This is a genomic window from Amycolatopsis sp. NPDC031561, assembly GCF_055580625.1.
On sequence record NZ_JBVILA010000037.1, the window covers coordinates 41,608 to 55,048 of the forward strand.

Genomic DNA, 13,441 nt, shown 5'->3' on the forward strand with positions numbered 1-13,441 from the left:
CACGCATCACATGCGGGGAAAGTCCCCTTCACGTCAGGCCCGCCCGCCAGCGAGTCTCAGTGGGTTCAGAAACCGGACCTCACCTCCGGCTTCTCCGTGCCTTAAGCGAGGTCAGGCCGTTTTGGAACCTTCACCGGTCGCGTCGCGGAGCAGGTCTTCGGTCAGGACCGTGCGCGAAGGCAGTCCCAGTTTGCGCAGCGCGCGCCCGACGTGGATCTCGACCGTTCGCGGCGACAGGAAGAGCCGCTCGCCGATCTCCCGGTTGGTGAGGTTCTGGGCGGCGAGCCGGGCGACCTCGAGTTCCCTCGGCGACAACGTTTCGCCGTACCCCTTGCGGCCGCGCCGGGGCATCTCCGGATCACAGCGGCGCAGTGACCGTCGGCAGCGCAGCGCGTCCACGGCGGCGCCGAGGCCCGCGTACGCCGTCTCCGCTGTGGTTAAGGAAGCGACGGCGCGCTCCCGCTCCCCTGCGTCGATGAAGCAGCCGGCCGCGAGTTCGTCGGCGTAGGCGGCGAAATACGGGAACGGCAGCGCGTGATAGGCCTGCGCGGCACCGAGCAGCAGATCACCGGCGGCGAGCGTCTCGCCGCGGGCTTGGGTGAGCATGCCCCGGCACAACAACGCCGCCGCGTTGGCGACCGGCGTGTCCTTGCCGTCGATGCCCTGCCGGTACTCCGCGAGCAGTTCCCTCGCCTCGACGTGCTGGCCCAGCCCGAGCATGGTGCGCACGGCGAACGGCATCAGTTCGGCCGCCCAGACCCAGTTGTTCTTGCGCCGCACGGTCTCCAGGCCGTATTCGGCGAGGCGCCGGGCGGCCTGCAGATCCTTGCCCGCCTGATGGACCGCGACGCGGCCCGCGTACGCCGACGCCTGGATCGGGACGCTGCCGGCGGAAAGCGCGAACGCCGCGTCGAAGCTGCGCAGCGCCGCCGTCGGCCGGTGCTGCCCGTACTCGTACCAGCCGAGCACCAGCAGCGGTTCCGCGGCCAGTGAACCGTCCTTGTCGACCCGCGTCAGCATCGCCCGCGCCTTCTCGGCGACGCTCGACCACTCCCCCATCGCGAGATCCAGGCGTAGTTCCGTGCCGTCGGCCAGCGCGTCGAGGTAAGGCTGATGATCGTCGCGGATCAGCCGCCGCGCGGTCGCGAGATAGACCCGCGCGACCGGGTAGTGCCCGTTCCACGCCACCGCGTCGGCGAGGTTGATGTAGGTGCGCGCCACCTGACGGCAGACCTCGGCCGACTCCGGTGCCCGCGGCAGGTCGGCGATGTCTTGCCAGGCCTCGGGATCGGCGACCTGCATCCGCGCCGAAAGCCGGTTGGCGGCGATCGCGGCGAGCACCCCGGCGTCGTGTTCCCCCTTGCTCGCGCGTTCGGCCTCGTCGAGCCAGCGGAAGTTCTCCTCCACCGGAACCGTCCCGATATGCGGCAGCGCCAAGGTGACCAGTCCCCTGGCGAGCAGCGCCTGCCGCCTGCCGAGGTCGGCCGCGCCCAGCTCGATCTCGAGCCTGCCCGCGTCGACCTTGCCCACCTGGTTGATCAGCACCTGACCGAGGTGGACCCGGATCTCGCCGCGCGCGGCCTTGCTCAGCGGCCATTCGCGCAGGATCGTCCGCAGCAGCCGGACCGTGCCGGCGTGGGCGATGCTCCGCGGCAGTTCCCTGCCGAGCCGGACGGCGAACGACTCGCGCGCGGTCCGCGGCAGGTCCGCGTCCCGCAACGCCGCTTCGAGCAGACGGCTCGCTTCCTCGGTCCGGCCGTCTTCGATGGCGTTGTCGACGGCGACCCCGGTCCACTGTGTCCACGCGCCGAGATCGCCTGCCAGCCGCGCGTGGCGGGCGATCAGTGACGCGAAGGGTTCGGCCCCGGAGGCGAGCCGGGCGGCGGCGCGGCCGTGCATCGCGCACCGCTGAGGGCCGGGAAGCAACGCGTAGACCGCTTCGGCGATCAGCGGGCTCCCCGAGACGTACCGGCCGCGGCCGAGATCCCGCAGCAGTCCCGCTTCGACGGCTTCGGCGACCGCACCGGAGGTCTCCCCGGGCGGCGACGCCGCCACCGCGCCCAGATCCGCTTCCCCGGCGGACGATCCCAGCACCGCGGCCGCGCGGACGACGTCGCGCGCGGCCGGGCCGATCGCGGTCATCAGTCCGGCGACCCGGCTGCGCACGATCGGCGGCACGGCCGCCGACGCCAGCCTGTCCGCCGAAAGCGACTCCGCCGTGTCACCGACGCTCCGCACCAACGCGGTCAGGTCGACGGCGATCCCGGACGTCCGCCGGTGCGCCGCCTCGGCGAAATCCGGCGCGCAGCGGCCGAACGTCGCGTCCAGCAGGGTCCGCACCTGGACGGCGGTGAACGCCGGAAGCGTCAGATGCGCGGCGGCCTCCCGCATCGGCGGGAATCGCCGCGGCCCGCACGCCACCGAACTGACCACCACGCTCAGCGCCACCGCCGGGGACGCCGCGAGACCGCGCAGGAACTCCCACGTGTCGTCGTCGGCGGAGTGGACGTCGTCGAGCATCAGGACCGCCGGACCGCAGCCGGTCAGGACTTCGCGCACGGCACGGAGTTCCTGTTGCCGCACGGTCTCGGCGTCCGCGTTCTCCGGGAACGGCGGCAGCCACGGCGACCACTCGGGGATCAGCCGCCGCAGGACGCCGGTCACCGGGGAGAAGCCCGTCGCGTGGGCGGCGGCCACCTCGCCCTTCCCGAGCAGCGCGTCGACCAAGGGCGCCAACCGGCACGGCCGCGCGAAGGAACCGCAGCGGGCGGACCAGACCACGCGCGACGCGATCCCGGGCTGGGCGGCCAGTTCTTCGAGCAGACGGCTCCGGCCCACACCCGGTTCGCCCTCGACGACGGCGACCGACGGCGGGCTCGAGGTGACGCGCACCAGTTCGGCCAGTTCGGTGTCGCGGGCCACGAACACCGGTGCCGCACCGAGCGTCGGCATGCTCGGACCATACCGATAGGACACCCGCCGAAAGGCGGGAACACGAACAGTGACCACGGGCCGCACACTTTCCGCTGGTCCACACCACCGGAGTCACGGCGTTAACTCGATCGGGCCACGCCGACCTGCGCGGCGCCGAAGCCCCGCATCGGTAATACGGACCCTTAGGTATTGCCGCGAACCTTGCCACGGGTCCCCTCCGAGGGTGAATCTCAGTCTGTTCGCAGTGCCCCTCTGTCACATCCTCACAGCGCAAGTCCCCTGCCCGCGCCGGTCGGCCACCCATTCGGGTAGCCGAAGTCCTCACCTGTCCCCTCCGGGTAGCCAACCGCGCGTGCTTCGCGTTCGACCATCCAGTTAGGAGTGTTCCGACGGTGAAGACCTCATTCAGGCGCGGGCTGGCCACGGCCTGCGCCGGTGTCGCCGCGATGGTCGCCCTCCAGGCGCCCGCCTCCGCGGCGCCCGCGATCACGGCGGCCACCACGATCCCGATCACCATGCAAGCCCAGCAGAAGAGCAACTGGTGCTGGGACGCCAGCGGCAACACCATCGCCGCCTGGTGGGGACATTCGATCACCCAGACGAAGTTCTGCCAGGTCGCGCACAACGAGTCCGGTTCGGACTGTGCGAACAACCAGGGCTACCTGAGCGATCAGCAGCGCGTGTTCCGGTGGCTCGGGTTCAGCAACGTCGGCACCTACAGCTCCTCGGGCCAGACGCTGAGCTTCGCCTCGATCAAGAGCCAGGTCGACGCGCGGCAGCCGATCGGCACCCGGATCGGCTGGAACAACGGCGGCGGCCACATGCACGTGCTCTACGGCTACGACAACACCAATGGCGCGACGACGGTCTACTACGGCGACCCGTGGGGTTCGAGCCCCCGATACAACCAGATGAGCTACAACGCCTACCGGTCCAACAACTCGTTCACCTGGACCCACACCGTCTACGGGATCAAGGACTGAAACCATGAAGCGAACCTTCCTCGGCGCCACGATCCTCGCTCTCGGACTGTCACTGGCACTCGGCGGCCAGGCCTCCGCGGCCGACGCCCCCAACGGCGTGCCCACCGCGGCCGACCTCGCCGCGGTGTCCACAGTGGTCACCAGTGACGCGACCACCCAGCGGCTCGCCAAGGCGCAGTTCCCCGGCGCCGCCAAGGCGGACACGGCTCTCGCGGCCAGGACCGCCAAGGCCGATCCGCGCACCCCGGTGGCGGTCTACCAGCCGACCGCGGCCTTCATCGCCGGCACCTCGGCCGTGCCGGCGGAACTGGCCTACGTCGCCACTCCCGCCACCCTCGGCAACGGCGACGCGGCGACCGTGTGGTCGCAGCGCGAAGGGGCGGGCTGGTCGGTCTACAACGTCGCCTCGGGTGACGTCGAAAAGCGTCTCGCGGCGCGAACCGGCAAGGGCTACCTCCTGAGCGAACCGCAGGCCGGTGCCTGGTACTCGGTCGACGGGGACACGGTGACCGTCCTCGATGGATCTTCGGTGGCGAAGACCGGCGAGAAGATGACGCTCGCCGCCTACCGTGAGGCCCTGCAGAGCCGCTATGGCGACAAGCTGCCCGGCTCGACCTACGACCGCACCGGTGCCGCCGGCGGTTACGGTGCCGCCCCGGTCGGCGACACCTCCGTGCCGTGGTGGCCGTACGCGCTCGGTGCTGTCTTCCTCGCCGTGGCGGGCGCGGCCGTCACGCTCCGGCTCCGCCGGCAGTAGGCGTCGGGAGCTGAAGGACGCTTTCCCCGCATGCGATGCGGGGAACGCGTCCTTCACCGCTTGCCATGCGGGGAAAGGCCCCTTCAGCTAGGCGAAGGTGTAGTCCTCGATGGGGAAACTCCCCGCCTCCTTGATGGCGTTGAGGGTGGACGACGGCCGGAGCAACGTCGCCTCCCCGTGCGGGTTGAAGTAGTAGCTGTTCGCCGGGGCGCAGTTCCCGAGGGCGAAGATCGAGTCGCCGAGGCGCTCGGTCATCCGGTCGAGGAACGCGTCGTTGGCCTCCTGCGTGACCTCGAACTCGGTCGCGCCCCGCCGCCGCATCGCGCCGAAAAGCCGGTCCATATGCCGCATCTGCGTCTCGATGGTGGTGAAATAGGACAGTCCCGAGTAGGAATACGGGCTGTTGAGCGAAATGAAGTTGGGGAACTTCGGGATCGCGACCCCCTCGTAGGCCTGGAACCGGTTCTCCCGCCACCACTTCCCGAGATCGCGGCCACCGCGGCCGATGATCTCGACCGCCGGGAAGTTCGCCTCCCACAGGTCGAAGCCGGTCGCCAGCACGAGGACGTCGATGTCCCGCCGCGCACCGCCGGCGGTCTCGATCCCGGTCTCGTCGATCTTCACGATGGACTTCGTCTCCAGGTGCACGTGGTCCTTGGTGAAGGCCGGGTAGTACTCGTTGGAGAACGTCGGGCGCTTGCAGCCGAACGAATAGCGCGGCGTCAGGTCCGAGCGCAGTCCCGGATCCCGCACCTGGCGGCGGAGATGCGCCTGGCACCACAGCTTGCCGAGCCGGTTCGCGATCGGCAGCTGCTTGTAGTGCAGCACCCCGGAGACCATCATCAGTTCCAGCAGCGCGGTCCCGGTCAGCCGGGCGGCCCGCTGGGTGAGCGGCACCGCGGCGAACGCACGCCGGACCGCCTTGGGCACCGGGAAGTCCAGCTTGGGGCTCACCCAGATCGGGGTCCGCTGGTACACGCTCAGTTCCCGCGCGACCTTCGCGATCTCGGGGATCAGCTGGACCGCGGTCGCGCCGGTGCCGATCACCGCCACCCGTTTGCCCGCGAGGTCGTAGCCGTCGTCCCAGGCGGTGGTGTGGATGACCTTGCCGCCGAAGGTCTCGATCCCGGGGATGTCGGGTTTCTTGGGCTGCGAAAGGAATCCGGTCGCGGTGAGGAGGTACTTGGCGGTGACCGGATCGGCGTCGGCGCGCGAGACCGTCCAGTGCGCGTTCGCCTCGTCCCAGACCGCGCCGGTGACGACAGTGCCGAAGCGCATGTAGCGCCGCAGCCGGTACTTGTCCGCGACGTGTTCGGCGTACCGCTTGAGTTCCGCGCCCGGCGCGAAAAGACGCGACCAGTGCGGGTTCGGCTCGAACGAGTACGAGTAGGTCGCCGAGGGGATGTCGACGGCCAGCCCCGGATAGCGGTTCACATGCCAGGTGCCGCCGAGATCGGACTCGCGTTCGAGGATGAGCAGGTTGTCGTAGCCGAGCCGGTTGAGCTGGATCGCCGCGCCCATCCCGCCGAAACCGGCCCCGACGACGACGGCGTCGTACTGCGCGTTCATGCGTTTTCCTCCCGGTGGGTGTCCTGGTGGAGGCGGGCGCGGTAGCCGTCCCGCTCCGGCGAATCGGGGCGCAGGGCCCGGTCGTCCCGCATCAGGCGGCGGAAGGCGTTGAGCGCCGGTTCCGGTGTCACACCGGCGAGACCGGCGAGAACGCCGACGTAGCCGGGTACGGCGATCTCCGCGGCGCGCGTGCGGACGGAATCCACCACGGCGTCGGCGATCCGGCCCGGTTTCACCTTCGGGATCGGCCGCATGTCGAGCCCTGACGCGAGCGCGGTGTCCACCGCCGACGGCAGCACGGCGGAGACGCTCACCCCGTGCGGCGCGTACTCCAGCCGGGTCGCCGCGGTCAGCCCGACGACGGCGAACTTGCTGGCGTTGTAGATCGCCAGTCCCTTGACGGGGAACTTCCCGGCCAGCGACGCGACGTTCACGATGTGCCCGCGGCCGCGCTCCAGCATGCCGGGCAGCGCCAGCCGCATGCCGTGGACGACGCCGAAGACGTTGACCTCCATGGTCGCCCGGTTCAACGACTCGGGCAGGTCGAGGAAACCACCGTTCGGCATGATCCCTGCGTTGTTGACGAGCACCGCGAGCGGCCCGTTCGCCTCTTCGGCGTCACCGAAGAACGCGGCGAAGGAGACCGGATCGGCGACGTCGAGATGATGCGCCGTCCCGCCGATGTCGGCGGCGGTGCGTTTCGCGGCCTCGAAGTCGAGGTCACCGATGGACACGCGCGCGCCGAGAGCGGCCATCCGTTCCGCCGTCGCGCGGCCGATGCCCTGTCCCGCACCGGTGATCGCCACGTGCGCGCGAATGAGGTCGAGGTCCGGATACTTGCTCATGCGCGTACTCCCTCTCGTTCGAAGGCGTCGGCGACCAGGACGGGCGCCGTCCTCAACGCCGTGGCGAGCACGTGCTCCCGCCGCCGTCCGTCCATGAAGTTGGCGCCCATGGCGGCGAGATCGGCCGGTCCCGGTTCGATCCGGACCACCCGGACGCCCGCCGCGCGCAGCCGCCGCGCCTCGTCGTCGACGCGCCTGGTCATCGCCGTCCGCAGCAGGCGTTCCAGCCGCGCCGGACCGCGTGCCGGGGCCCCGCCTTCACTGCTCATCGGCGCGATCAGCACGACCTCGCCGACGTCGTGCCCCAGCAGGAGATCGGCCGAGGTCGGCGAAACGGTCCCGCCGTCGAGCAGCGGACGTCCGTCCACAACGGACGGAGGGAACCAGCCAGGGATCGCCCAGGACGCGGCGATCGCCTCACCGAGCCGGGCGGACGGCGCGCCCGCGGCGCCGAGCGCGACCCGCCCGCCCGCCGGATCCGTGGCGATCAGCCAGGTCGCGGGATGCGGCACCCAGCCTCCGGGCGCCAGCGCGTCCCCGAGTTCGCGGAGCCAGCCCGCGTCTCCCCTGCCCCGGGGAAGCAGTCCGGCGAGACCGGCGAGCGTGTCCACGTCCCGGCGCAGCGCGGCCCGGGCCAGCTTCGCCGCGGGCCAGCGCGGGTACGGCACCGGCGGGAACCGCCTCGGCACCCGCCGGACGTGGGCGGCCACGACGGCGTCGCCATCCGGTGTGCCGGCCAGCGCGCCGAGGATCGCCTTCGCCGGGATCCCCGCCCCGAGCATCGCCACCGCCTCGGCACCGGCCGAGGTCCCGACCAGGATGTCCGCCTCGCGCGGGTCCCAACCCGCCCGGGTGTGCAGCGCGTCGAGGACCGCCGCCGTCCAGGCGAAGCCCAAGGTCCCGCCGCATCCGAGCACCAGCGCCCTTGCGGAATGACGTGTCATTTCCGGAACGGTATGTCATTTGAACGCCCGGGGCAATAAGCTGGCGGGATGACGACGGAGACCCCGGTCAGCAGGGCCGCACGGAAGAAGCAGGAACTACGGCGCGAGATCGTGGAGACCGCGTTCGACTGCTTCGCCGAACGCGGCTACCACGCGACGGGGATCGCCGACATCGCCGCGCGGCTGGGCATCGGGCACGGCACCTTCTACCGCTACTTCCAGAACAAGCGGGACATCGTCGACCACGTGATCACGGACCTGGTCGAGAAGGTGGTCGCCTCGCTGGCCGCGGACAACGCCCCCGACGCGGTCAACAGCCTGGCCGAATACCGCAAGCAGAGCGCGAGGATCGGCGACGCGCTCGCCCAGATCTTCGGCAGTGACCCGAGGATGGCCCGGTTCCTCCTGCTCGAGGCCGCGGGCATCGACGCCGAAATGCGGGAGCGTGTGCTGGACTTCTACGAGACCGCCGCCGAGCTGACCGCGGGCTACCTCCACCACGGCGTCCACCTCGGTTATCTGCACGAGGACCTGGACGTCGACGCCACCGCGCGCGCGATCAACGGGATGATCCTCGCGTCGGTGCTCTCCGGGCTGCGGGACCCGTCACCGGACGGGCAGGCGTCGATGAGCAGGGCTGTCCGCCGCGTCATGTACGACGGGATCGCGACGCGTCCCTAGGGAACCGGCCGGCCGGTCCGGTTACGACACACCAGCAGGCGGGGGCTCGGCGTTGCTGGTGCCGGATTCCATGGAACCGGTCCCGGACGCGCTCGTCCAGCAGCGAAAACGCAGACTTTCCCCGACGAAAACGAACCTCAGGGCTTGCGGAGCGTCTGACCTGGCGACTCGCCGTAGATCGCGCGGTACTGCGCGCTGAACCGGCTGCCGTCCGGGAAGCCCCATTTCGCCGCGATGCAGGTGACCGTCGCGCCTCCGCAGGGTTCCGCGTCGCGGAGCTCCGCCCGGACCCGATCCAGCCGGACCCGGCGCAGATAGGCCATCGGGGTGGTGTCCAGATGACGGCGGAACGCCAGCTGGAGGGCCCGCACCGAGACCCGGCAGGCGCGGGCGATGTCGGCGACGCCGAGGTCGAGATCCGGATTCGCCTCCAGGAAAGCGATCCCGCGGCGCACGGTGTCCGGGACGGCGTTCCGGCGGTCACCGGGACTGGAGTCGCCGGTGCCCGCGGTGAAGGTGTCCAGGGCCACCGCGGCCATCAGCCGCCCGGCCGCCCCGAGCACGAGCGGGCCGTTCTCCACTTCCGGTTCGGAGAACAGCCCCGTGACGTACTCGACCGTCTGGCGCCATCGCCGCGCCTTCACCCGGCTCACCGGCTCGTAGTACAAGCGCTCGACCGTCCCGCCGTCCTGCGCCGGATCGATCCCCGTCAACAGCGACAGGTCGATCCCGGTGACCTGCAGCCGCGCGCCGTGCATGCCCGTCCGATAGTCGTGACCGGGGTGCGGGCCCGCGAACACGTCTCCGGGACCGAGCCGACGGTGGCCGATGCCGTCATCGAGCTCCAGCACACCGCCCAGCACGCGCAGCAGCACCACCCTGCCCAACGGCTGGACGGCGACCTCCGTGGTCAGCGTGTTGTGCAGGAAGTCGAAGTGCACGTCCCCGAGATCACAGCGGTTGTGCTCGAAACGGTAGTTTTCGACGGTACCCCGGACCTGCAGCCGGTTGTCGCGGTAAGCCTCCGCGATCAAGGCACGCGCCTGTTCCGGATCGGTGGTCGCGAATTCCGTCACAATCGGTTCGTGCACCGGACCACGCCTCTTTTCCGTTCACCGTAACGAAAAATCCGCCTCCGGAACGCTACCGCCAAGCGGCGGGCGCTGCCAGGGCGAGTCGGCGTCATCAGACTGGTCGGAATGGCTCACCCGCGCGGTCGAGGATCGCCCTGGCGCGCAGTTCGACCGGCCGGTCGACCATCCGGCCGTCCACCACGGCCACCTGGCGTCGAGTGCCGTGGTGACACCGTCGATCGGGGCCGCCTTCCCCGCGGCCGCCGCGGCGACGACCAGCGCGGATCGCGCGTACCGCAACGCCTCGTGCGACAGGTGGTCGACGCCGAGCTGGGCGGCCAGGTCGACGCTCCCGAAAGCGGGTCGCACCACGGCGTCCGCGCCGCTCGCCGCGGCCTTGGCGAACCGGTCCGGCCGGTGACCGGGCACGAACAGGAAGGTCTTCGCACTGGCGAGGAGATCGTTCATCCCCTGCCTCCGCGCGGCCTCGGCCATCGCGAGCGCCTGCAACGGCCCGTAGGTGAGCAGCCCCGGATAGCCTTCGACGTCACGGACGTGGTCGCGGTCGTCCTGGACGATCTTGTGCCCGGTCACGACGAAGGTCAGCCGTCCGGTGCGTCCCTGTTTCTCCTGCACGGAAAGCACTTCCGTACGCCGTTTCGCGGGCAGCCCGCATCGCAACGGCCCGAGCGTCCACAGCAACGGCAGCCCGTCGCGCTCCAGGTCCGGCATCTCGACGTCGAGCAGCGAGCTCAATGCCTCCGCCGGGCCCGGCTGCGGAACCTCGGCCACTTCCTTCACCCTCGAACCTCCTCGCCGGGACCGAACTCGGCCCGGATCGACTCGTTGTGCGCGCCCAGCGCGGGAACCGGCCCCATCACCGCTTCCCGGCCCGCCACTTCGACGGGCGGGAGCAACGCCTCCAGTGCACCGGCCGGGGTTTCCACCGAACGCCAGCGGTTCCGCGCGGTCAGCTGCGGATGCCGGGTGAACTGCTCGGGCGTCCGCAGCCGGGCGTTGGCGATCCGGCCTGCTCCAGCAACTCGCCGACCTCGTCGACTGTCGAACCCTTGAATGCCTGTTCGAGGATCGCGGTGAGTTCTTCGTCGTGGGCGACGCGGTCGTCGTTGGTCCGAAAGCGCGGATCGCCGATGAGGTCCTCTTGGTGGAGAACATCCCGGCAGAGCACGACCCATTCCCGTTCACTTTGGACACTCAGGAAGACCTTGTCGTCACCGGTGCCGTACGGGCCGTACAGCGAGATCGACGGATGTGACGCCGCCGTGCGCCGCGGCGATTCCCTTCCGTACCGGGAGAAATAGGCTGGCTGGCTCATCCATTCGCCGAGTGAGTCGATCATCGCGACGTGCAGGCTCGCGCCCTCGCCGGTGCGCTCGCGGTCGTAAAGCGCGGTGAGGACGCCGGTGTAGGCGTACAACCCGGTGGCGATGTCGGCGATCGAGATCCCTGCCTTGGCCGGGGTCTCCGGGGTCCCGGTGGACATCACGAGCCCGGTTTCGCACTACACCAGCAGGTCGTACGCTTTCTTCGTCCGATGACGAGGTTCTGCACGAACACGTCAGCCTGGCTGATCATAGAGCCGAGCAGCGCCCGATCGGCCGGATCCTTGATGTCGAGTTCGACGCTTTCCTTGCCCCGGTTGAGCCAGACGAAGTAACTCGACTGGCCGTGCACGGTCCGGTCGTAGTCACGGGCGAAGTCTCCGACGCCCCGGCGTTCGATCTTGATGACCCGCGCGCCCAGGTCGGCTAGCTGGCGCGAGGCGAACGGCGCGGCGACGACCTGCTCCAGCGCGACGACGGTGCGGCCTCGGAAGCGAACAGCTTCGCCATCCCCGCCTCCAGATCCGCGCGTTCCTGGGCGTAGCGCAGGGAATCCTCCAACGCGGCCCGTCCGACTCCGAGCGCCCGGCAGGCGACCTGGATCCGGCCGATCTCCAGGCACCGCATCATCTGGGCGAAGCCGCGCCCCTCTTCGCCACCAAGCAGCGCCGTGACAGGGGCGCGGAAGTCGTCGAAGGAGAGCTCGCAGCTCTCGACGCCCTTGTAGCCGATCTTTGGCAGGTCCCGCGAGACCTGGAAGCCCGGCCCTTTCTCCACCAGCAGAACGGAGATCCCCTTGTGCGCCGGCTCGGCCGCCGGGTCGGTCTTGCACAGCAGCGCGACCAGCTGCGACCAGCGCGCGTTGGTGATCCACGTCTTGCTGCCGTTGACGACGTACTCGTCACCCTCATGCCGCGCCGTGGTGCGGAGGGCCTGCAGGTCCGAACGCCGCCGGGCTCGGTGAGGGCCATCGTCGCGCGGATCTCGCCGGTCGCCATCTTCGGCAGGTAGGCGTCCTTCTGCTCCTGAATGCCGTACGTGGCGAGGAGTTTCGCGACGACGGTGTGGTCGAGCTCCTGTGCGACGGGCCGGACCTCGCGATCCACGAACTCCGCCACCAGTTCGACGATCGCGGCCACTTCTTCGGTCATGTGGTTATCATGAGCCCTGATGACAGGCTCCGGACCCTCATCGACGGCGCGGCCCGCGAGGCGGGCGCCGAGAGGGAGGTCACCGTGCAGGCCAACTCCATGACACTGCAGAAACGCCTCGTGCTGGGCGGGCACGGCTGGACGATCCTGCCCGGCATCGACATCGCCGCGGACGTCGCCCACGGCACCCTGAGCGCGGCCCCGGTCGCCGAACCGGAGGTCTGGCGCACCGTCGTCCTCGGCATGCCCCAGACCGGCCGGGTCACGCCCGCCGTCGACGCCGTCGCGCGGGCGCTGGTCCAGCAGATCCACCAGACCGTGCGGGAGGACGAGTGGCTCTCGGCCCGGCTCTGGAAAGACCGAACAGGAGAAGGATGACCACGCTCCCCCGCACCGGCCACGCCGTCGCCACCGACGGCACCCGGCTGGCGTACCAGTGGCACGGCACGGGCAGGCCGCTCGTGTTGCTGGCCGGGCAGGCGAACGACCACACCTGGTGGGATCGCACACGCGGGGACTTCCCGAGCACGATCACCATGGACTACCGCGGCACCGGTGCCAGCGACGCACCCGATTCCGCTTACTCCACAACGGGTTTCGCGGACGACGTGATCGCGGTCCTCGACGAACTCGGCGTCGAAGTGGCCGACGTCTACGGAACCTCGATGGGCGGCCGCGTCGCGCAATGGGTCGCCGCGCGGTATCCGGACCGGGTACGGCGGCTCGTCCTCGGCTGCACCTCGCCGGGCGGCACGCACGGTGTCGAGCGGTCGAACGACGTGCGGCTTGCCCTCGCCAGGCGCTCCTCGGCCGAAGCGCGGGAAACGTTGGAAAACCTGATGTACACGCCAGCTTGGCGTGCCTCGCACCCCGGCCCGTACCGGGTGCTGGGCGCCCACGGCATGCCGCCGCACGCGGTCCGCGGACATCTCGTCGCGAGCAACAGCCACGACGCCTGGGCCGCGCTCCCGGACATCACGGCGCCGACCCTGGTCCTCCACGGCGACGACGACCTGCTCGCACCGCCGGCGAACGCACCCCTGCTGGCCGGCCGGATTCCCGACGCGCGGATGCGTCTCTTCGCCGGGGCGCGGCACGCCTACTTCGACGAATGCCGTCCCGAGGCGAGCGATCTGGTCAGCGACTTCCTGGGTTAGACCA

Annotated in this window: 11 protein-coding genes and 2 pseudogenes; 5 read left to right on the forward strand and 8 right to left on the reverse strand. The window is 70.4% G+C overall.

The features are described from left to right. Positions 1-111: 111 nt before the first annotated feature. A complete protein-coding gene (locus ACZ5IK_RS41550; RefSeq protein ID WP_465492733.1) occupies positions 112-2,952 on the reverse strand; it encodes a LuxR C-terminal-related transcriptional regulator in 2,841 nt (946 codons plus the stop codon). 374 nt (positions 2,953-3,326) lie between these two features. Between ACZ5IK_RS41550 and ACZ5IK_RS41555 the strand changes: the two genes are divergently transcribed. Beyond that, entirely contained in the window at positions 3,327-3,917 is a 591-nt protein-coding gene (locus ACZ5IK_RS41555; protein ID WP_101608626.1) for a papain-like cysteine protease family protein, read from the forward strand. A gap of 4 nt (positions 3,918-3,921) precedes the next feature. Further along, positions 3,922-4,674 carry a hypothetical protein gene (locus ACZ5IK_RS41560; RefSeq protein ID WP_465492734.1) on the forward strand — a complete coding sequence of 251 codons (753 nt, stop codon included), beginning with the start codon at positions 3,922-3,924 and terminating at the stop codon, positions 4,672-4,674. Positions 4,675-4,761: 87 nt separating this feature from the next. Here ACZ5IK_RS41560 and ACZ5IK_RS41565 read toward each other — a convergent pair whose 3' ends face one another. Genes ACZ5IK_RS41565 through ACZ5IK_RS41575 form a run of 3 tightly spaced genes read right to left on the reverse strand, consistent with a single transcriptional unit; the run spans position 4,762 to position 8,032 of the window. After that, entirely contained in the window at positions 4,762-6,243 is a 1,482-nt protein-coding gene (locus ACZ5IK_RS41565; protein ID WP_465492735.1) for a flavin-containing monooxygenase, read from the reverse strand. Continuing rightward, positions 6,240-7,088, reverse strand: coding sequence for an SDR family oxidoreductase (locus tag ACZ5IK_RS41570; protein WP_465492736.1), 849 nt, complete (start codon positions 7,086-7,088; stop codon positions 6,240-6,242). Before ACZ5IK_RS41570 ends, ACZ5IK_RS41565 begins: the two co-directional genes overlap by 4 nt. Further along, on the reverse strand, positions 7,085-8,032 hold the full coding sequence (locus tag ACZ5IK_RS41575; protein ID WP_465492737.1) for a patatin-like phospholipase family protein: 948 nt from the start codon (positions 8,030-8,032) through the stop codon (positions 7,085-7,087). The genes ACZ5IK_RS41570 and ACZ5IK_RS41575 overlap by 4 nt, the downstream gene beginning before the upstream one ends. Positions 8,033-8,080: 48 nt before the next feature. Between ACZ5IK_RS41575 and ACZ5IK_RS41580 the strand changes: the two genes are divergently transcribed. Continuing rightward, the gene (locus ACZ5IK_RS41580; RefSeq protein WP_465492738.1) at positions 8,081-8,713 is read left to right on the forward strand and encodes a TetR/AcrR family transcriptional regulator; all 633 of its coding nucleotides are present in this window, start codon (positions 8,081-8,083) and stop codon (positions 8,711-8,713) included. A gap of 137 nt (positions 8,714-8,850) precedes the next feature. Here ACZ5IK_RS41580 and ACZ5IK_RS41585 read toward each other — a convergent pair whose 3' ends face one another. The 4 genes and pseudogenes from ACZ5IK_RS41585 to ACZ5IK_RS41600 all read right to left on the reverse strand — a co-directional run. Further along, complete coding sequence (locus ACZ5IK_RS41585; protein WP_465492739.1) at positions 8,851-9,804, reverse strand: helix-turn-helix transcriptional regulator; 954 nt, start codon at positions 9,802-9,804, stop codon at positions 8,851-8,853. A gap of 21 nt (positions 9,805-9,825) precedes the next feature. Then, positions 9,826-10,587, reverse strand: coding sequence for an HTD2 family dehydratase (locus ACZ5IK_RS41590; RefSeq protein ID WP_465492740.1), 762 nt, complete (start codon positions 10,585-10,587; stop codon positions 9,826-9,828). Then, positions 10,584-11,598, reverse strand: a pseudogene (locus ACZ5IK_RS41595) (CaiB/BaiF CoA transferase family protein). Before ACZ5IK_RS41595 ends, ACZ5IK_RS41590 begins: the two are co-directional and overlap by 4 nt. An 11-nt stretch (positions 11,599-11,609) precedes the next feature. Further along, positions 11,610-12,280 (reverse strand): annotated as a pseudogene (locus tag ACZ5IK_RS41600) (acyl-CoA dehydrogenase family protein); the annotation flags it as partial. Between the two features lie 9 nt (positions 12,281-12,289). Between ACZ5IK_RS41600 and ACZ5IK_RS41605 the strand changes: the two are divergent. Further along, the gene (locus ACZ5IK_RS41605) at positions 12,290-12,658 is read left to right on the forward strand and encodes a LysR substrate-binding domain-containing protein (RefSeq protein WP_465492741.1); all 369 of its coding nucleotides are present in this window, start codon (positions 12,290-12,292) and stop codon (positions 12,656-12,658) included. Then, entirely contained in the window at positions 12,655-13,437 is a 783-nt protein-coding gene (locus ACZ5IK_RS41610; protein ID WP_465492742.1) for an alpha/beta fold hydrolase, read from the forward strand. Before ACZ5IK_RS41605 ends, ACZ5IK_RS41610 begins: the two co-directional genes overlap by 4 nt. Positions 13,438-13,441 lie beyond the last annotated feature (4 nt).

Coding starts and splice junctions, on each gene's coding strand:
- ACZ5IK_RS41550 (WP_465492733.1), bottom strand. CDS start 2,952: ATGCCGACGCTCGGTGCGGCACCGGTGTTCGTGGCCCGCGACACCGAA.
- ACZ5IK_RS41560 (WP_465492734.1), top strand. CDS start 3,922: ATGAAGCGAACCTTCCTCGGCGCCACGATCCTCGCTCTCGGACTGTCA.
- ACZ5IK_RS41565 (WP_465492735.1), bottom strand. CDS start 6,243: ATGAACGCGCAGTACGACGCCGTCGTCGTCGGGGCCGGTTTCGGCGGG.
- ACZ5IK_RS41570 (WP_465492736.1), bottom strand. CDS start 7,088: ATGAGCAAGTATCCGGACCTCGACCTCATTCGCGCGCACGTGGCGATC.
- ACZ5IK_RS41575 (WP_465492737.1), bottom strand. CDS start 8,032: ATGACACGTCATTCCGCAAGGGCGCTGGTGCTCGGATGCGGCGGGACC.
- ACZ5IK_RS41580 (WP_465492738.1), top strand. CDS start 8,081: ATGACGACGGAGACCCCGGTCAGCAGGGCCGCACGGAAGAAGCAGGAA.
- ACZ5IK_RS41605 (WP_465492741.1), top strand. CDS start 12,290: ATGAGCCCTGATGACAGGCTCCGGACCCTCATCGACGGCGCGGCCCGC.
- ACZ5IK_RS41610 (WP_465492742.1), top strand. CDS start 12,655: ATGACCACGCTCCCCCGCACCGGCCACGCCGTCGCCACCGACGGCACC.